Source organism: Photorhabdus tasmaniensis, from assembly GCF_011189505.1.
GTDB lineage: Bacteria > Pseudomonadota > Gammaproteobacteria > Enterobacterales > Enterobacteriaceae > Photorhabdus > Photorhabdus tasmaniensis.
In genome coordinates, this window is the sequence record NZ_PUJU01000055.1 from 1 (window position 1) to 18986 (window position 18986).

20 protein-coding genes and 1 riboswitch are annotated in these 18986 nt (G+C 43.9%); of the genes, 11 read left to right on the forward strand and 9 right to left on the reverse strand.

Annotation, left to right across the window (positions count from 1 at the left end; translation table 11 throughout):
* The first annotated feature begins 577 nt into the window (after nt 1-577).
* Both purH and purD read left to right on the forward strand, forming a co-directional pair.
* Nucleotides 578-2167 (forward strand): bifunctional phosphoribosylaminoimidazolecarboxamide formyltransferase/IMP cyclohydrolase, encoded by a 1590-nt coding sequence (purH, locus tag C5471_RS19285; RefSeq protein ID WP_133816405.1) that lies wholly within the window; start codon nt 578-580, stop codon nt 2165-2167.
* A 21-nt stretch (nt 2168-2188) separates the two neighbouring features.
* On the forward strand, nt 2189-3472 hold the full coding sequence (purD, locus tag C5471_RS19290; protein ID WP_133816406.1) for a phosphoribosylamine--glycine ligase: 1284 nt from the start codon (nt 2189-2191) through the stop codon (nt 3470-3472).
* Between the two features lie 18 nt (nt 3473-3490).
* Here purD and C5471_RS19295 read toward each other — a convergent pair whose 3' ends face one another.
* The 6 genes from C5471_RS19295 to nudC form a co-directional block, all read right to left on the reverse strand.
* Nucleotides 3491-4132, reverse strand: coding sequence for a DUF1481 domain-containing protein (locus tag C5471_RS19295; protein WP_133816407.1), 642 nt, complete (start codon nt 4130-4132; stop codon nt 3491-3493).
* A 65-nt stretch (nt 4133-4197) separates the two neighbouring features.
* Nucleotides 4198-4470, reverse strand: coding sequence for a nucleoid-associated protein HU-alpha (hupA, locus tag C5471_RS19300; RefSeq protein ID WP_021322843.1), 273 nt, complete (start codon nt 4468-4470; stop codon nt 4198-4200).
* Between the two features lie 186 nt (nt 4471-4656).
* Nucleotides 4657-5247, reverse strand: a complete 591-nt coding sequence (locus tag C5471_RS19305; protein ID WP_133816408.1) for a YjaG family protein — start codon at nt 5245-5247, stop codon at nt 4657-4659.
* A 76-nt stretch (nt 5248-5323) separates the two neighbouring features.
* Nucleotides 5324-5992 carry a deoxyribonuclease V gene (nfi, locus tag C5471_RS19310; RefSeq protein WP_133816409.1) on the reverse strand — a complete coding sequence of 223 codons (669 nt, stop codon included), beginning with the start codon at nt 5990-5992 and terminating at the stop codon, nt 5324-5326.
* 4 nt (nt 5993-5996) lie between these two features.
* Nucleotides 5997-7061 carry a uroporphyrinogen decarboxylase gene (gene hemE, locus C5471_RS19315; RefSeq protein WP_133816410.1) on the reverse strand — a complete coding sequence of 355 codons (1065 nt, stop codon included), beginning with the start codon at nt 7059-7061 and terminating at the stop codon, nt 5997-5999.
* A 108-nt stretch (nt 7062-7169) separates the two neighbouring features.
* Nucleotides 7170-7937, reverse strand: a complete 768-nt coding sequence (nudC, locus tag C5471_RS19320) for an NAD(+) diphosphatase (protein ID WP_133816465.1) — start codon at nt 7935-7937, stop codon at nt 7170-7172.
* A gap of 160 nt (nt 7938-8097) precedes the next feature.
* Between nudC and C5471_RS19325 the strand changes: the two genes are divergently transcribed.
* The 9 genes from C5471_RS19325 to C5471_RS19365 all read left to right on the forward strand — a co-directional run bounded on the left by C5471_RS19325 (nt 8098) and on the right by C5471_RS19365 (nt 16430).
* Nucleotides 8098-8760, forward strand: coding sequence for an HAD family hydrolase (locus tag C5471_RS19325; protein WP_133816411.1), 663 nt, complete (start codon nt 8098-8100; stop codon nt 8758-8760).
* Nucleotides 8761-8815: 55 nt separating this feature from the next.
* Nucleotides 8816-8941, forward strand: a riboswitch (TPP riboswitch).
* Nucleotides 8942-9049: 108 nt separating this feature from the next.
* Entirely contained in the window at nt 9050-10978 is a 1929-nt protein-coding gene (gene thiC / locus C5471_RS19330; RefSeq protein WP_133816412.1) for a phosphomethylpyrimidine synthase ThiC, read from the forward strand.
* Nucleotides 10971-11609, forward strand: a complete 639-nt coding sequence (thiE, locus tag C5471_RS19335; RefSeq protein WP_133816413.1) for a thiamine phosphate synthase — start codon at nt 10971-10973, stop codon at nt 11607-11609. Before thiC ends, thiE begins: the two co-directional genes overlap by 8 nt.
* Before the next feature lie 22 nt (nt 11610-11631).
* The gene (locus C5471_RS19340; RefSeq protein WP_133816414.1) at nt 11632-12381 is read left to right on the forward strand and encodes a HesA/MoeB/ThiF family protein; all 750 of its coding nucleotides are present in this window, start codon (nt 11632-11634) and stop codon (nt 12379-12381) included.
* Complete coding sequence (gene thiS / locus C5471_RS19345; protein WP_133816415.1) at nt 12378-12578, forward strand: sulfur carrier protein ThiS; 201 nt, start codon at nt 12378-12380, stop codon at nt 12576-12578. Before C5471_RS19340 ends, thiS begins: the two co-directional genes overlap by 4 nt.
* A 1-nt stretch (nt 12579) precedes the next feature.
* A complete protein-coding gene (locus tag C5471_RS19350; RefSeq protein ID WP_133816416.1) occupies nt 12580-13347 on the forward strand; it encodes a thiazole synthase in 768 nt (255 codons plus the stop codon).
* The gene (gene thiH / locus C5471_RS19355; RefSeq protein ID WP_207627403.1) at nt 13347-14486 is read left to right on the forward strand and encodes a 2-iminoacetate synthase ThiH; all 1140 of its coding nucleotides are present in this window, start codon (nt 13347-13349) and stop codon (nt 14484-14486) included. The genes C5471_RS19350 and thiH overlap by 1 nt, the downstream gene beginning before the upstream one ends.
* A 694-nt stretch (nt 14487-15180) precedes the next feature.
* Nucleotides 15181-15651: a carbohydrate binding domain-containing protein gene (locus tag C5471_RS19360; RefSeq protein ID WP_133816417.1), complete on the forward strand. Its 471-nt coding sequence runs from the start codon at nt 15181-15183 to the stop codon at nt 15649-15651.
* A 293-nt stretch (nt 15652-15944) separates the two neighbouring features.
* Nucleotides 15945-16430 carry a carbohydrate binding domain-containing protein gene (locus tag C5471_RS19365; protein WP_133816418.1) on the forward strand — a complete coding sequence of 162 codons (486 nt, stop codon included), beginning with the start codon at nt 15945-15947 and terminating at the stop codon, nt 16428-16430.
* A 104-nt stretch (nt 16431-16534) separates the two neighbouring features.
* On the opposite strand, the gene C5471_RS19370 is transcribed toward C5471_RS19365, so the two are convergent.
* From C5471_RS19370 to C5471_RS19380, 3 genes are read right to left on the reverse strand one after another with little or no spacing between them, the layout of a single operon-like run.
* Entirely contained in the window at nt 16535-17116 is a 582-nt protein-coding gene (locus C5471_RS19370; protein ID WP_133816419.1) for a DUF1349 domain-containing protein, read from the reverse strand.
* A 14-nt stretch (nt 17117-17130) separates the two neighbouring features.
* Nucleotides 17131-18282: an MFS transporter gene (locus tag C5471_RS19375; protein ID WP_133816420.1), complete on the reverse strand. Its 1152-nt coding sequence runs from the start codon at nt 18280-18282 to the stop codon at nt 17131-17133.
* A gap of 60 nt (nt 18283-18342) precedes the next feature.
* Nucleotides 18343-18975 (reverse strand): HAD family hydrolase, encoded by a 633-nt coding sequence (locus C5471_RS19380; protein WP_133816421.1) that lies wholly within the window; start codon nt 18973-18975, stop codon nt 18343-18345.
* Between the last annotated feature and the right edge of the window lie 11 nt (nt 18976-18986).

Consider the following 18986-nt stretch of genomic DNA (forward strand, 5'->3'; position numbering starts at 1 on the left):
CAAAGAAACTGACTGTTATTTCGTCATGAATTAACTGTTGTTCACTCTTCAAGACTTTAGTGTATTTTTTTGTGATACGGTCTTGTGAGTGCCCACACAGATTGTCTGATTAATTGTTAAAGAGCAGACTGAAACAAAAATTAATATTCTCGTTCAGCCGGGCTGCGTATACTACGCTTTTCGCCCGCAGAGTCAAGCGCTTAATTCACTTTACTCTGCCTGGCCTTACACGCTTTGTCAGCGTTGTGTCGGTCAGTGGTGGCGCATTATAGGGAGTTCTCCGGCGCTGGCAATCATTATTTTAAAGAAAATTGATCGTTTGATTAATCCCACAGCAAAACCCCACTTTATACTCATTTACCAACAGACTTATCCACAAATGGATAGTTAGGTTAAAATTTATCGAGCATCACGCAAACGTTTTCGTTACAATTCGGTGGCTAAAATCATTGCGTGATTTTAGCTGACTGTTCTGAAATGTTATTGCAGTGCCCATTTTTCATGTCCTGATACCTGATAATAGTGGGATCTTCCCAATAACATGTTATTGCCTTATAAAATCCAAGGGATCAAACCAATGCAACAGCTTCGTCCAATCCGTCGTGCCCTGCTTAGTGTTTCCGATAAATCAGGGATTGTTGAATTTGCAAAAGCCTTATCTCAACGCGGTGTTGAATTACTTTCTACTGGCGGAACAGCCCATTTACTGGCTGACTCTGGTCTGAAAGTTACTGAAGTTTCAGATTACACCGGCTTTCCTGAAATGATGGATGGACGCGTTAAGACCTTGCATCCTAAAGTACATGGTGGGATCCTTGGTCGCCGTGGGCAAGATGATGAGATCATGGAACAACACCAAATCTCACCAATTGATATGGTAGTTGTGAATCTATATCCATTCGCGCAAACCGTTGATAAACCAGATTGCACTTTGGAAGATGCAGTTGAAAACATTGATATCGGCGGACCAACGATGGTTCGCTCTGCTGCCAAAAACCATAAAGATGTCGCGATCGTAGTTAATAGTAATGATTATGAAAAAATCATTGAAGAGATGGATAACAGTCAAGGTTCACTGACACAATCGACCCGTTTCGATTTAGCAATTAAGGCATTTGAACACACCGCAGCTTATGACAGCATGATTGCTAACTATTTTGGCAAACTGGTTCCGTCTTATTACGGTGACATCACTCAACCATCAGGACGCTTCCCTCGTACCCTGAATCTGAATTTCACTAAAAAGCAGGATATGCGTTATGGCGAGAACAGTCATCAGGACGCCGCTTTCTATATAGAAGAGAATATCTCTGAAGCGTCCATCGCAACAGCAACTCAACTACAGGGCAAAGAGCTTTCTTATAATAACATTGCTGATACAGACGCCGCTCTGGAATGTGTTAAGGAATTCTCAGAGCCTGCATGCGTTATTGTTAAGCACGCTAACCCATGCGGCGTAGCAATAGGTAAAAATATTCACGAAGCCTATGATCACGCATTCAGAACAGACCCTACTTCAGCTTTCGGCGGTATTATCGCGTTCAACCGCGAACTTGATACTAAAACTGCACAAGCTATTATCGATCGCCAATTCGTTGAGGTAATTATCGCCCCTTCAATAAATGAAGATGCATTACCCGTACTGGCTACCAAGCAAAATGTCCGTGTTCTGGTCAGTGGCGAATGGGAAACCCGCGTTGCTGGCCTTGATTTCAAACGTGTTAATGGCGGCCTGTTGGTCCAAGATCGCGATCTTGGTATGGTAACTACAGATAACTTACGTGTCGTTTCCAAACGTCAACCCACGGAACAAGAAATGAAAGATGCCCTGTTCTGTTGGAAAGTCGCTAAGTTTGTCAAATCAAATGCAATTGTTTATGCAAAAAATGATATGACCATCGGTATCGGTGCAGGTCAAATGAGCCGCGTCTATTCTGCAAAAATTGCTGGCATTAAAGCCGCCGACGAAGGTTTGGAGGTTCAGGGGTGTGCAATGGCTTCTGACGCATTTTTCCCATTCCGTGACGGCATTGATGCGGCAGCGGCTGTCGGTGTGAGCTGTGTTATCCAACCAGGCGGTTCTATCCGTGATGACGAAGTCATTGCAGCAGCTGATGAACATGGTCTCGCCATGATTTTTACTGGCATACGCCATTTCCGCCACTAATCAATAGCAGGAGTGAACTGAATGAATATTTTAATTATTGGTAGCGGTGGGCGCGAGCACGCTCTGGCATGGAAAGCAGCTCAGTCTCCTTTGGCTAATAAAATCTATGTTGCTCCAGGAAATGCAGGAACCGCTCTGGAAAGCAATCTGGAAAATATTGATATCTCAGCGACAGATATCAATAGCCTGTTAGCATTTGCACAAAACCATAATATCGGGCTGACTATCGTTGGCCCTGAAGCGCCATTGGTCATTGGTATTGTCGATGCATTCCAAAAAGCGGGGTTGACTATCTTTGGTCCAACTCAGGCGGCCGCTCAATTAGAAGGTTCAAAAGCATTCACCAAAGATTTTCTGGCACGCCATCAAATCCCAACGGCGGCTTATCAGAATTTTACAGAAACCGAACCGGCTCTCGCCTATCTGGATAAAGTCGGCGCACCTATTGTCATAAAAGCGGACGGGTTGGCTGCGGGTAAAGGTGTGATTGTTGCAATGACACAGGAAGAAGCCCAGTCCGCCATAAAAGATATGCTGGCCGGAAATGCATTTGGTAATGCAGGCCATCGGATTGTTATTGAAGAGTTTTTAACTGGCGAAGAAGCTAGTTTTATCGTTATGGTCGATGGCAAGCATGTTGTTCCTATGGCAACCAGCCAGGATCATAAGCGCGTAGGTGACGGTGACACGGGTCCGAACACTGGGGGAATGGGGGCCTATTCACCCGCTCCGGTCGTCACCGATGCCATCCACCAGCGTATTATGGAAGAAATTATTTATCCTACGGTTAATGGTATGGCTGCTGAAGGTCATATTTATACCGGTTTTCTTTATGCCGGGTTGATGATCAACCAAAATGGCGAACCGAAAGTGATTGAATTTAACTGTCGCTTTGGTGATCCGGAAACCCAACCCATCATGATGCGAATGCGTTCCGATTTAGTTGAACTTTGTCTGGCCGGTGCAAAAGGCGAGCTTGCGGGTAAAACTTCTGATTGGGACGAACGCCCTGCTCTGGGTGTAGTGCTGGCTGCCGGCGGATATCCTGCTGATTATCGCAAAGGGGATATTATTCATGGCTTGCCCCAACAAGAAAATGAAAGCAGCAAGGTTTTTCATGCAGGTACAGCACTGAAAGACGGTGATGTTATTACCGCAGGCGGCCGTGTTCTGTGTGTTACCGCCTTGGGAGAATCCATTGCCGATACACAGCAAAATGCTTACCTGCAAGCAGAAAAGATTGAATGGAGTGGCTGTTTTTACCGCAAGGATATTGGATACCGGGCAATTAACCGGCTGAAGTAATCACAAAACTGACGGAGGTCAGAGGCTGTCCTTCGTCGGTTCCCAACGGCAGAAGTCGTTATTGGCTACCAGCAGTAATTCGCGGCCAACCGAAGCTTCCAACCAGGCAATTGTTAATTGACCGTAGCTTCTTTTTTCGCGTTGTTCAAGCCATGACCTCGCGTAAGGTTCAAACTCGACGGAAATCGTGTCACCCGCACAAGTAGTGACTTTGCCGTTATGCCAGTGCCCTTGCATCAAACGCACATTTCCCACGATCAACGCATCACTTAATTCAAGAACCCGTTTAGCGTCAAACTGTATGCGAACAATATCATCACTGGAAAGTGGTTCACTCCGCGTTTTTGACTGCTTTTGCATAAAAATCACATCACCAGATTTATCTAAACGAAGTTGTTCAGCCAATGGATTTTCATCATTCAGAATTTCACGACGAATTTGGCGTAAATCGCCCTGTTTATATTCATAAAAAGTCACAATGGTATTGCCATTACGGTAAGGGCTGTAAACACTCATTAGAACCAGAGGCTGACTATTTTGATCGTTGAGACGCCACAAGCGGACAACGCCGTCATCTGCGATGAATCCACTTGCACTAAAAGAAGGTTCTTTTGGTTGATTGGTACAGGCGCTGAGCGCGAAGACGAATCCTAGTGTCATCAGCCCCTGACGAACCAACAAAAGGGGATGAATACCCCTTCCATCTTTTCTTTTTTGCAATGAAATTATTTAACTGCGTCTTTCAGTGCCTTGCCAGCAGAGAAAGCAGGTACGTTCGCAGCAGCGATTGTAATTTCTTTACCGGTTTGAGGGTTACGGCCAGTACGCTCTGCGCGATGGTTAACTTTGAAAGTACCAAAACCAACCAGCTGTACTGAATCACCTTCTTTCAGGGATTCAGTAATTGCATTCAAAGTTGATTCCAGAGCAGCTTTTGCCTGAGCTTTGGTCAGGTCTGCACTTTCTGCGATTGCATCAACTAATTCAGTCTTATTCATAGATTATCCTTACAGTGTGTTTATCGTTTGCAAAGCATCGAGTGCGACGGATATGCCGAATGACAGCACCCCTGCATACACGCACCGATAGCCACTTCTTTTCACCCCCCAAATGTAGAACAGAGTGGGGGCAAAAGTGAAGCCTTTGAACATGGCATTTAAAGCATTAAATCACGTTTTTTCACTTTACTGCGTTAAATTTATACCAATGTTGCTAATTCCTGATTCCCGGAGGTCAGATTTCAATCCTTTAATCAACTCAATATCCCGCTCTTCACAGCCGGCCAATAAGCGATAAATTTCCCATTGAATATCCCACTCTTGTTCAATGGCAGGTAATACTTTTAATTCTTCATCGGTCATTTCTTTCCCGGCATGGGTCATTTCAAGCATAGCAACGGTGCGAATTGAAATTTCACTCACAGCAATTGTATGCTCCAATGTCTCACCACTCAGACGGGCATGGAGTATTTCCCCTAATGCAATACACGCATCAATTGCCGGGTACACACCATAAATATCGTAATCATCTGCTGACGGAATGATTTGTTCCAACTTTTCCAGCTGATTATCAAAATTAACCTTGGCATCTTTTACAACTAATATTTCCCACACCAAATCCAGAATACGGCGGTAAAGCGCAGGTTCTGCGAACGCAGTCTGACAACAGAACATCTGGTAGTTTGGATACATCCGTTCGCATAAACTTGCCATGAAGGTCAGATGCTGCCAGCTTTCAAGTTTTTCCAGCCGTAAATGTATCGGGTTTCGTAACATTAGTTCTTACTCATTATGCATAATTTGCTCCGCAGTTTACCTGAAATTCAAGAAGATCCACACGCTTACACCGAATTTAAGGATTTTTCTGCATCATTTGTTCAAAAAACGCTCTATTTGAAGCTATGCCATCCGCCCAACGGGTGGTTTCAGGTAGACGATAGCCTCGCACACAACGCTCTACCCATAGCAATGCACTATCAAGACTGATTCTATGTCCTGTAGAAATATACAATGGATTACAACGTTTTTTACTTCGCCATACCCAGCCGATCTGCTCCTCTTTATCAATCAAAGGCTGGCAACTGCCGGGTTGCTCATCCAATGGTTCACTTTCACCACATAAACGACGTTTTGCCACGCCAATCGTCGGTACATTCGCCAATAAGCCAAAATGGCTAGCAACCCCTAAACGACGAGGATGAGCAATACCATGGCCGTCCACCATGACCAGATCAGGTGTGTGTTTCAGCAATTGCCAGGCAGCCATCAATGCAGGGTATTCACGAAAAGAGAGTAAGCCGGGGATATAAGGAAGCGTAGTATCAATTCGAGCTATCTGATACTCCACCAGTTCAAAGGCAGGATAGGAAAGAACAGCGATAGCTGCACGGGTAACTGTTCCCTGCTGTTCAAAGCCCACATCAGCACCAGCAATCAATTTTGGTGAGGAAAAATCATCATAATGGATGACTTGCTGAGCCTTTTCTATTTGTTCCTGACGTAATGCTTTCGTGTTAATCATATTTCTACTGATGATATTTAGCTGAAAGTTTATGTACCGTTTCAACAAATACACCAGCATGTTCCGGCTGTACATCTTGATGGATACCATGACCAAGGTTAAAAACATGACCAGGACCCATACCAAAACCTTGCAAAATTGTCGAAACTTCCTGCTCAATCCGCGCTGGAGAGGCATATAACACAGATGGATCCATGTTGCCCTGCAAAGCCACTTTATTCCCTACACGACGGCGTGCATCGGCAATATCTGTCGTCCAGTCCAAACCAAGGGCATCACAACCCGTTTCAGCCATTGCTTCCAGCCATTGCCCGCCACCTTTGGTAAACAATGTTACCGGCACACGGCGGCCTTCATTTTCACGGATCAGGCCATCAACAATTTTGTGCATATAACTCAGGGAAAACTCACGATAATCCCGCTCCGTCAGCACGCCTCCCCAAGTATCGAAAATCATCACAGACTGAGCACCCGCTTTAATCTGGGCATTAAGATAAAGAGTAACGCTGTCTGCCAGTTTATCCAGCAATAAGTGCATGACGGCGGGTTCGGCATACATCATTTTTTTGATTTTAGTGAATGCCTTACTACTACCGCCTTCCACCATATAAGTCGCCAGTGTCCACGGACTACCGGAAAAGCCAATCAAAGGAACTTGCCCCACCAGTGCCTTACGGATTGTACGCACTGCATCCATCACATAACCCAGTTCCATTTCAGGATCAGGAACCGGCAGTTTTTCCACATCAGCACGACTCAAAATAGGGGATTTAAAACGCGGGCCTTCGCCTGCCTCAAAATAGAGTCCCAACCCCATTGCATCAGGAATAGTGAGAATATCAGAGAAGAGAATCGCCGCATCCAACGGATAACGCCGTAAAGGCTGTAAAGTGACTTCGCAGGCAAGTTCAGTGTTCTTACACAGAGAGATAAAATCACCTGCTTCGGTACGGCTAGCCTTATATTCCGGCAAATAACGACCCGCCTGACGCATCATCCATACAGGTGTAACATCAACGGGTTGGCGCAGTAAGGCTCGCAAATAGCGGTCGTTTTTCAACTCATTCATAACAGACTCCATTTATTTATTGGCCGCAATATTATCTGGCTGCAATGATTTGCGGCCATTGTAACATGACAGGCAAATCTCTCCCGTTGAATCGCACCAAACAGTACATTACGCATTTCGGCATAGAGCAACCGTATCTTCAATCAACCGGCGGGCAATCGTATTAGCTGGCGGGATCAATGGCAGTTGATCATAGCGATACCAGTCTGCGCTAATCAGCTCTTGCGGATCATGACGGATTTCACCGCTGTCATAATCAGCCAGAAATGCCATCATCAATGAATGAGGAAAAGGCCATGGCTGAGAAGCCACATAACGTAAATTGCGGACTTTAATATTACTCTCCTCCATGACTTCACGAGATACTGCTTCTTCGAGTGTTTCACCGACTTCGACAAATCCCGCCAGTACTGTGTACATCCCCCCACGATGGTGCTGATGCTGCGCCAGTAGAATCCTATCATTCCGACGAATACCCACAATAATACAAGGTGCAATCTGCGGATAATAACGTTCTCCACAGTGATGACACAAACAGACCCACTCACTGGAACCATGGCGCATTTCACTACCGCAATAACCACAATACCGATGAGAACGATAAAACTCCGCCAACTGCACCCCACGGCCAGCTAACTGAAACAACCCGCTATCACTTGAAATAATTTGCCGCAGCGAAACCATATCTGAAACCATTTTCTGACAAATAAGCCAAACTTTTTCGCCCTGCCATTCACCAATAGGCCACGCTATTTTTCCTTGCAATGACCATTGAACAGCAATTCCAAAAGGTAATTCCCCTTCAGGAAGCCAAATATGATTTTCATCGCTGATAATCCACCAGCCACATTCTGTACCTGTAATTTGTTGTTGCATCATCACTATGACATCTTAAATTATTTTAATATGTGTATAAATCATACGCTTTTTCATCAGAAAAAGAGTGTCTTATTGTTATATGTTGTATTGCCTGATCTGACAGTGACAGGCATGATCCTCAGCTATCAATGTGCTTTGACCTGAGGAACACAACATCATGCCACAACTGCTTGCAGTGTTTGATCTGGATGACACCTTAATCTCCGGTGATTCCAGCGCTATATGGACAGAATTCTTATGGGAAAAAGGCATAATTACCGATCCCCGTTTTATCGAAGCAGATGCAAAAATGATGGCTGATTACAATGCAGGTATGTTGAATATGAATGACTATCTGGCATTTAGCCTGCAAACATTGCATCAGGTTCCGCAAGAACAAGTTGATACCTGGCTAACTGAATTTGTCGCAGAAAGAATCAGACCTCGGTTTTATCCACAAGCTAAAGCGCTGCTTGAAGAATATCAACAACAGCAGGTTCCGGTCATTATTATCTCAGCCACGGTCTCTTTTATTGTGAAAAAGATTGCTGCCGAATTTGGTATTCACACCGCGTTGGGCATTGATATGGTAATAGAAAACGGCTGTTATACCGGCAAAATAGACGGCATTGCCACTTTTCGTGAAGGTAAAGTAAAACGATTGAAACAATGGCTGGAGCAACAAAATAGTCATCCTGAAACTATCCGTTTTTACAGTGATTCGATTAATGATCTGCCAATGTGTCAGTTTGCCAATGAGGTGATTACCGTCAATGCTGATGCTCGTTTGCAAGCTGAGGCACAACAACATGGCTGGGAACAATTAACTTGGTCATTGTAAATACTTTCATTCAGTAAGGGTTGTAGTTTTCATAATCCCTTCTATACTACTGATGACTTTCTTGTCGGAGTGCCTAGCGTAGACTGTTTTATCACAGCATACACAGGCTGAGACCGTTAATTCGGGATCCGCGGAACCTGATCGGGTTAAGACCCGCGAAGGGAACAAGAGTAATCAACCGCTGTCGGCTCACCCAGTTTTCTTACCAAGAGTCCATCCAGCTATCAATTATTACTCCCTGCGAGCTCCAGACAAGCAACTTTCCCAATAACACGGTTAGGAATTTGCTATGTCTAATAATATTGTTATCCCTGCAACTGATATTTCACCAAAATCCGGCCCGTCACGTCCACGTAAAGTTCAACGTGATGCCGCTCAAGAATTTATTAATTCTATTCAGGGAGTCGCGTTCCCTAACTCACGACGAATTTATCTCCAAGGTCCACGTGACGATATCCAAGTCCCAATGCGGGAAATTCAGTTATCACCGACTCTGATCGGCGGAACCAAAGAAGAACCTCAATATGAGGAAAACGAAGCTATCCCTGTTTATGATACTTCCGGCGCTTATGGCGATCCTGATTCCATGCTGGATGTGCATGTTGGGTTAACTAAACTGCGCCAGCAATGGATCGACGAACGTCAAGATACTGAACCTGTTACCACCCTCAGTTCTGATTTTACTCAGCAACGTCTGGCGGATGCTGGCCTCGCTCATTTACGTTTCAATAACCGCCCTCATCCACTAAAAGCCGGTAAAGGCAAACGCGTGACTCAATTGCACTATGCCCGTAAAGACATCATCACACCGGAAATGGAATTTATTGCACTACGGGAAAATATGGGGCGTGAACGTATCCGCGGTGATGTGCTACGCCAACAACATGCAGGACAAGGCTTCGGCGCTCAGTTGCCAGAAAATATCACACCAGAATTTGTCCGTCAGGAAGTCGCGGCAGGTCGGGCAATTATTCCTGCCAATATCAATCATCCTGAATCAGAACCCATGATTATTGGTCGTAATTTTCTGGTGAAGGTTAACGCCAATATCGGTAACTCTTCAGTGACCTCTTCTATTGAAGAGGAAGTGGAAAAGCTGATCTGGTCTACCCGTTGGGGTGCGGATACGGTAATGGATCTCTCCACTGGCCGTTATATCCACGAAACCCGCGAATGGATCTTACGTAACAGCCCGGTTCCTATCGGTACAGTCCCCATTTATCAAGCTCTGGAAAAAGTTAATGGTGTAGCGGAAAACCTCACCTGGAAAATGTTCCGTGATACCTTGCTAGAACAAGCTGAACAAGGAGTGGATTACTTCACTATTCACGCAGGCGTTCTGCTGCGCTATGTACCGATGACAGCCAAACGCCTGACCGGGATCGTCTCCCGCGGTGGTTCAATTATGGCGAAATGGTGTCTATCTCATCATCAGGAAAACTTCCTCTACCAACATTTCCGCGAGATTTGTGAAATCTGTGCTGCTTATGATGTTTCTCTATCCTTAGGAGATGGCTTGCGCCCCGGCTCTATTCAAGATGCCAATGATGAAGCCCAGTTTGCCGAGTTACATACATTAGGCGAACTGACCAAAATTGCCTGGGAATATGATGTTCAGGTGATGATCGAAGGCCCCGGACATGTACCAATGCAGATGATTCGTCGCAATATGACCGAAGAGTTGGAGCACTGTCATGAAGCCCCTTTCTACACCCTTGGACCACTGACGACAGATATTGCGCCAGGTTATGACCATTTTACTTCGGGTATTGGTGCAGCAATGATTGGTTGGTTTGGTTGCGCTATGCTTTGTTACGTAACACCGAAAGAACATCTTGGTCTGCCAAACAAAGACGATGTTAAGCAAGGGCTGATTACTTACAAAATTGCGGCTCATGCCGCCGATCTGGCCAAAGGCCATCCAGGTGCACAAATCCGTGATAACGCTATGTCAAAAGCACGCTTTGAATTCCGTTGGGAAGATCAATTTAATCTGGCGCTCGATCCCGATACCGCACGTACCTATCACGATGAAACGCTGCCACAAGCCTCCGGCAAAATTGCTCATTTCTGTTCTATGTGCGGGCCTAAATTCTGCTCGATGAAGATTTCTCAGGAAGTACGCGATTATGCTGCCGGTATGGAACAGATGTCTGAAGAATTCCGCGCCCGCGGTAGCGAGTTGTATCACAGTGCTAAGGGGGTATCTCATGAGTAATCTGCCTAATGCCCCATTTGCCCCAACTGAACACAGGTTGGGACTGTATCCGGTCGTGGACTCGCTGGAGTGGATTTCCCGCCTGTTAAAGGCAGGAATTACCACCATCCAGTTACGAATCAAAGACCTACCAGAAGATCAGGTAGAGGGAGAGATTAAGCAAGCCATCACGCTCGGCCACCAATATAACGCCCGTTTGTTTATTAACGATTACTGGCGACTGGCTATCAAACATGGCGCTTACGGTGTTCATCTGGGTCAGGAAGATTTAGATAACGCAGATCTGAATGCAATCCAGGAAGCCGGATTGCGGTTAGGCATTTCCACTCACAATGAACAAGAATTGGCACGGGCAAAATCTTTACGTCCATCTTATATCGCCCTCGGCCATATTTTCCCGACGACGACCAAAACAATGCCCTCTTCTCCACAAGGGCTGGAAACATTAAAACAACAGGTAGAAAACACTCCGGATTATCCTACTGTCGCTATCGGAGGCATCTCTCTTGAACGTGTGCCGGATGTCGTTGCAACGGGAGTTGGTGGTGTAGCGCTGGTCAGCGCAATTACCAAAGCAAAAGATTGGCGTCAGGCAACGTCACAATTGTTTCATCTGATTGAAGGCATTTAGTTGAAGGTATTGAGAGGTTCTTATGCTGAATGATCAAGAATTTATGCGTTACAGCCGACAACTGTTGCTGGAAGATATCGGCCCGGAAGGGCAGGAAAAACTGAAAACCAGCCGCGTATTGATTGTCGGTCTGGGGGGGCTGGGTGCCCCTGCGTCTCTCTATCTCGCTGCGGCGGGTGTGGGAGCAATTTATCTCGCTGATGATGACCAACTACACGTCTCCAATTTACAACGACAAATCCTTTACCGCACAGAGGATATCCCTTCGGCAAAAGCTGAACTTGCAGCTAATCAGCTCAATGCACTGAATCCACTGGTAAAAATAACTATTCTTAATAAACGTCAAGATGTGGAATCGCTGAAAAAAAGCGTAAAACAGGTCGATCTGGTTCTTGATTGCTGTGACAACATGGCAACCCGCCATGCTATCAATGCGGCTTGTGTAGCAACACGAAAACCCTTAATCAGCGGCAGTGCCGTTGGGTTCAGCGGTCAGCTTATGGTGCTTGAACCCCCTTATCCTCACGGCTGCTATACCTGCCTCTACCCTGATCAGGAAGAACCACAACGTAATTGCCGAACTGCGGGTGTATTAGGTCCGGTAGTCGGCGTCATCGGCACATTGCAGGCTTTGGAAGCCATCAAAATGTTAAGCGGACTTCCCTCTCCGTTGAGCGGCAAACTTCGACTGTTTGATGGTAAGCAGCAAAGCTGGAGCACGCTACAGCTCAGTCAATCGCGGCAATGCCCAATCTGCGGAGATATGGCATGAAAATTACTATAAATGACCAGTTGATGGAGCTTACCGCGCCTCTGGCTCTACAGCAATTACTGGAACAACTTGAACGAACGCAACCGGGAACTGCATTGGCCATTAATCAAACCATTATTCCGCGCTCGAACTGGAATACACACCAAGTTAATGACGGGGACAATATCCTTTTATTTCAGGTTATTGCCGGAGGTTGATATGTTAAAGATCGCTGATACTACTTTTGATTCCCGTTTGTTTACTGGTACAGGCAAATTCGCTAATTCAGATTTAATGATTCAGGCTATAGCCGCCTCTGGCAGTCAGCTTGTCACGATGGCGATGAAACGCATTGATTTACAGGGAGATAATGACGCTATTCTAGCACCATTACAAAAACTTGGCGTCAAATTGCTGCCAAATACTTCTGGAGCCAAAACCGCAGAAGAAGCGCTGTTCGCAGCCCGTCTGGCCCGTGAAGCATTGGCAACAAATTGGATCAAACTGGAGATCCATCCTGATGTGAAATACTTACTACCTGATCCGGTCGAAACGCTTAAAGGCGCTGAAATGCTGGTCAAAGACGGGTTTATCGTTCTGCCTTATTGCAGTGCTGATCCTGTTTTGTGTAAACGCCTGGAAGAAGCGGGTTGTGCAGCGGTTATGCCTTTAGGAGCCCCGATCGGCTCTAATCAGGGGCTGCTAACCCGGGATTTCCTGCAAATTATTATTGAACAAGCACAGGTGCCGGTGGTTGTCGATGCAGGCATCGGCGCACCAAGCCATGCACTGGAAGCAATCGAACTAGGGGCTGATGCCGTATTGGTCAATACCGCTATTGCCGTCGCGCGTAGCCCAGTAAAAATGGCACAGGCATTCAAAATGGCAATTGGAGCAGGCGAATTATCCCATCAGGCTGGTCTGGCAAGTCCAAAACAACATGCTGTTGCATCCAGCCCATTGACTGATTTTCTGGGAACGTTCTAATGGCTAATCATCTTTTGAACAACAGTTTTGGTTATCACTGGCAGCAGCTGAGTTGGGATGACATTACCCTTCGCATTAACAGCAAAACTTCGCAGGATGTCGAACGGGCATTAAGCAGCAACAAATTAAATCTGGATGATTTTATGGCACTGCTCTCACCAGCGGCGAAACCCTATATAGAACCGCTGGCACAACGGGCACAGAAATTGACTCGTCAACGCTTCGGTAATACCGTTGGTTTTTATGTACCGCTTTATCTCTCGAATTTGTGCGCCAATGATTGCACCTACTGTGGATTCTCAATGAGTAACCACATCAAACGCAAGACACTAAATAAAGATGAAATTATTGCAGAATGTCAGGCGATTAAAGCTCTAGGCTTTGACAATCTGCTATTAGTCACGGGAGAACATCAAAGTAAAGTAGGTATGGATTATTTCCGCCGTTATCTGCCACTTATCCGTGAACATTTCAGTTCCATAATGATGGAAGTCCAGCCAATGACTCAGGAAGAATATTCAGAACTCAAAACGTTGGGGCTGGATGGTGTGATGGTTTATCAAGAAACCTATCATGAGCCAACTTATCGGCTGCATCATCTACGAGGTAAGAAACAAGATTTTCACTGGCGACTAGAAACACCGGATCGCCTTGGCCGGGCAAAAATCGATAAAATCGGTTTAGGGGCATTAATTGGCCTATCCAATCACTGGCGGACAGATTGTTACATGGTGGCTGAACATTTATTCTTTTTACAACGCACATATTGGCAAAGCCGTTATTCAATTTCATTCCCACGTTTGCGGCCTTGTGCCGGAGGTATTAAACCTGCATCATTAATGAGTGAAGCAGAACTGGTACAACTGATTTGTGCTTTTCGTCTGTTTGCTCCAGATGTAGAACTTTCTATTTCTACCCGGGAATCTCCCTTCTTTCGCGATCATGTCATACCACTGGCAATCAATAATGTCAGCGCAGGTTCGAAAACCCAACCCGGTGGTTACGCAGATAATAGCCATAAAGAACTAGAACAATTTATTCCACATGATAACCGCTCCGTTTATCAGGTCGCGGATGTATTGATTAAAGCGGGGTTACAACCTGTCTGGAAAGATTGGGATGGTTACTTAGGCCGGTAATTTAATTTTCACCTTTCTCAAATAAATATTTTTGACAAGGATTCTTAAACGACAATAATTTTATAAAATAAGATTTAATATAGACGGATTTCTGACTCTAACACCAGACAGTAATACAACCCAACACAATCAGCAGCCAATCATACTAGCCGGAAGAGCATGTAACTCTTCCGACTTTTAACTAACCTAAAAATCCATTATATATGTTCATTTATCATAAACATTAGTGAAATCAAATTGATATTATAATTTCATTTTAATTATAATCGTATAAATATTTAATATTATAAAAATATCACATAATTATTTTTATTTAAAATACACTCCTTAAATATAAAATATTTTATCTATATAAGTTCAATCAATATCTAAAATCTACTGTAATCATTAACACTCTATTTCAATAGAACCATTTAGTTTATTTCCTGACCATACGTGTCTATTTTCCACAGAAAAAAGAACATAAAACGCCAATTTATACCTATATTGAGTAAATATAAAAGACTATGTGTACTGTATATATTGGAACTTACCCTCATCTATTTTATTTTTGTATTAACTGATACAAATTACAATCCTCCATCAATAAAAAATGCCATTGAATATTCTCCTATCATTGATAAAGTGCCTCCCGAAAAATAACGTGATTAAGAAAAATCAAATTTATTGCCACTCATTTAAAAAGGACTAATATATGAACGTAAAAGAAATTTTGGATAACGAAGATTATTCTGGTAAGAAAAACTCTACTAAAGAGTTGGTTAATGGCTCATTCGAGGAAGGATATAAGGGTTGGAGAATCCCAGCACCTGAAACGGTAAAAATCTTATCCGAAAATGGAATTAACTTTCTCAGAATCCAAAGCGTTACTGGTTCTGGCGTCATTGACCAAATTATCGAAGAATTAGAACCTAACACTAAATATAAACTGACGGGTACCGCTCGCTTATCCGTAGAGTCATCACCTGCTTATTTTGGTTTACAAAATCGCACATCTGGCCCGGAATCTTTTGCTGTGAGCAGCACCGAGTTTACAACAGGTTCTATCGAATTCAGTACAGATGAAGAAGGACTTTTACGCGTTTACTTGCTGAAAGACCAAATTGGCCCCAGATCAAGCGGAGCAACTGCTGACTTTACCGGTTTTATTTTAGAGAAAGCCTAAACATCTAACTTTGATATCGTTTGACATTTCAACACCCGAAGCTCATGGCTTCGGGTGTTTTAATTCTACAGCGGTAAATATCATGTAATCACTCATCCTATTCTCTCCCTCAATATAATTGATATTCTGATGTAATATCCTGGACGTTATTTTTCATTAATTGACAAAAATTTAATTTTAAATCAATAAAAACACGATTGCATATTCTCCCACTATTGATAAAGTGTTTACTGAAAACAAAGTTATTAAGAAAAACCAAATTTAATTGCTCTTCATTTAAAAAGGATTCATATATGGATATGAAAAAAGTTCTCAATAACGAAGAATATTCTGATACAAAAAAAGCTAATAAAGAACTGATTAATGGTTCATTTAATGAAGGATATCACAGCTGGAGAATCTCAACCGCTGAAACTGTAGGAATCTTATCCGAGAATGGTGTTAACTTCCTTAGGATCCAAAGTTATTCTGATTCTGGCGTCATTGATCAAATTATAAAAGGATTGGAACCCAACGTTAAATATAGACTGACGGGTACAGCACGCTTATCAACAAAAAAAATACCACAAAGAGCCTTGCCAGCTTATTTTGGTTTACAGAATCGTACATCTGGCCCCGAATCTTTTGTTGTAGATAGCTTCAATTTTACAACCGGTTCCGTTGAATTAAGTACAGATGAAGAGGGATTTTTACGAGTTTATATGATGAAAGACCAATTTGTAGGCCTCCCAGAAGAAGCAACTGCTGACTTTACCGGTTTTATTTTAGAAAAAGCCTAAACATCCAGCTTTGATATAACTAGACATATTAACACCCGAAGCTCATTGCTCCGGGTGTTTTAAAGCCTATCTCAGTAAACGTCATTCTCCGAAAATAGCCTTGTCTAACTTAAATCATGCAATGGTTTCTTTATTGGCGGTGTCAGTCTGAAATCAGAAAATTTCACCTGTAACCCTTGACGTTCTGGAGAACAACACATTGCGCCAACAAAGACACGTTGTTTATCCTCAAGAAAAGGGGATAGCCTTAATAGTGGCCACCGTAAACCATCAATAGAATATTGAAGCCTTAAATACCCTTCTTCACAAGTCAGACGTAACCAGAATTTACTTGGATTACCTGGAAATATTCCCATGGACCAATCAGAATGGTGACGAGTGAATACACTACCAATAGTGGCCTGCCCGTCAGAATATTCAACTCCCCCTTTCAACCAATGTTTCTCATCCACTAATAGCATGATTCCAGCTTGATCGTATAAATGTTCAAAACATCCTTCAATGCAGAGTTGAAAGGTAAAATTATCCTCAACATAACGCCCAAAAACATGACCACTATGACGTTGAAAACCATACCATGTTTGTTGCCAAAAATCGGTTTTATGATCTGTGGTGACATTAAGCCAGTCACTTCCAGCTTGCCAATCAAATGGTTCATTCAGCCAATCATATTGTGACAAACTCATAGGAGCTCCCTCTATCATCTTCTGCTTGGATTAATAAATTTATATCCTGCAAGTAAGGAAACAGAGAGTAAAGCAACACAAGCAAAAGCACCATGTAATGTCACAACATGTGCTAATCCTCCGATAATTGCAGGCCCAAGTAATATCCCGGAATATCCCATTGTAGAAACCGCCGCCACTGCCAGAGAGTCAGGCATAATTTTCTGTTGACCGGAAGCGGTAAAAAGCATGGGTGCTATATTAGAAAGCCCTGCGCCAACCATCAGGAAGGAAAGTCCTAATATTATTGCTGTTGATGCTGAGTAAATAAGGATAAATCCAGAGGTCGCTAATAAGGCACTACTGATAAAAACCCGCCGGTGTCCATAAAGGGCAATGATCTTATCCCCCAAAAAGCGACCAGATGTCATAGCAATAGCAAAAAGGGTATAACCAACTCCAGCCTGATGACTACTGATGTTATGTACACTGGTTAATAATATACCGCTCCAGTCCAACATTGATCCTTCCATGATATAGGCAACAAAACAAAGAAAGCCCAACAAAATAACGATCCCACGGGGCACAGCAAAGAATGGTGTATTACCCGACTCTGCTTCGTTTAATAATCCGCTCCATGCCGGCAGCAGCAACAGGATAATAAGTAGCACCACCATGATCATCGCCTGAAAGGGTGATACTCCCAGAGACAATAATGCACTGACCGAGCCGGCACCGGCTATTCCCCCCAGACTGAATAACGCATGAAAACCAGACATAATTGGCCGTTGAGCCATTTTTTCGACCATAACAGCGTGGATATTTACCACAACATCCATCGCACCGATACCTGCACCAAAAATAAATAAAACGCAAGCCAGTGTCAGCGGTGTAGGTAATACACTAAGCCCTGGCAGCATCACTAGCACCAACAGAGCACATAAGGTGAAAATTTGCCGGCATCCAAAACGTGCAGCCAACATTCCTGCTATAGGCATCATGATGAAAGAACCGATACCGAATGCCAGCATCAGGAGCCCCATAGCGCCATTATCAAGTTGTAGCCGCTCTTTAGCTAAAGGAATGAGGGGAGCCCAACTTGCAAGACTAAAGCCGGCGATAAAAAAAGCGACGCGCGTCGCCATGATGGGTTGTTTTACTAAAGAGACCATATTCAGATCAGACAACTCATACTCCTTCTATATAAATAGAAACGCCCTCCGATATGACTAACAGAGGGCATTAAATTATGCAAAATTAATCCTGGAAAATTGCGGAATATCTGTCAGCGCTCCGATAATACGGGTTGCCTGTTGATACTGCTCTGCAACGGATAACGCATGAGGCCAGGCATACACATAAGGAATACCTGCCTGTACTGCTGCGGTAACCCCCAAATCTGTATCTTCAATTACCAATGTTTGATGAACATCCATAGACTTCAATGCCAACATGGCAAGATAGGGATCGGGATTCGGTTTCGTTCTTATAACATCGTCGCCGGAAATCAAAGCTGGGCTTTCGCTCAACCCCAGTAATCCAATATTAGCCAGACACACTTCACGCGGCGCAGTAGAGACAAAACCAAAAGGGATACTGTGCTGTTGTAAGGCCGCTATCAGCCTGGCAACCCCTGGGCGAAGGTAACTTTGAGACAGTTTATCTTTATAAACAGAGACAATTTTAGCCGTGATCGCTGGCTGCTGCTGAACTGGAATACCAATGAAATGCAGTGTTTCCTCTAAACTCAATCCGATAAGTTGCTGCGGTTGTACATGCTGTGTGTAATCAGGGGCCAAAGCACAAAGAACATCAAAGTGCAGTTGCTCACTATCGACAATGACCCCATCAATATCAAAAATCACATTAAATTTATCCATGTGAAAAAATT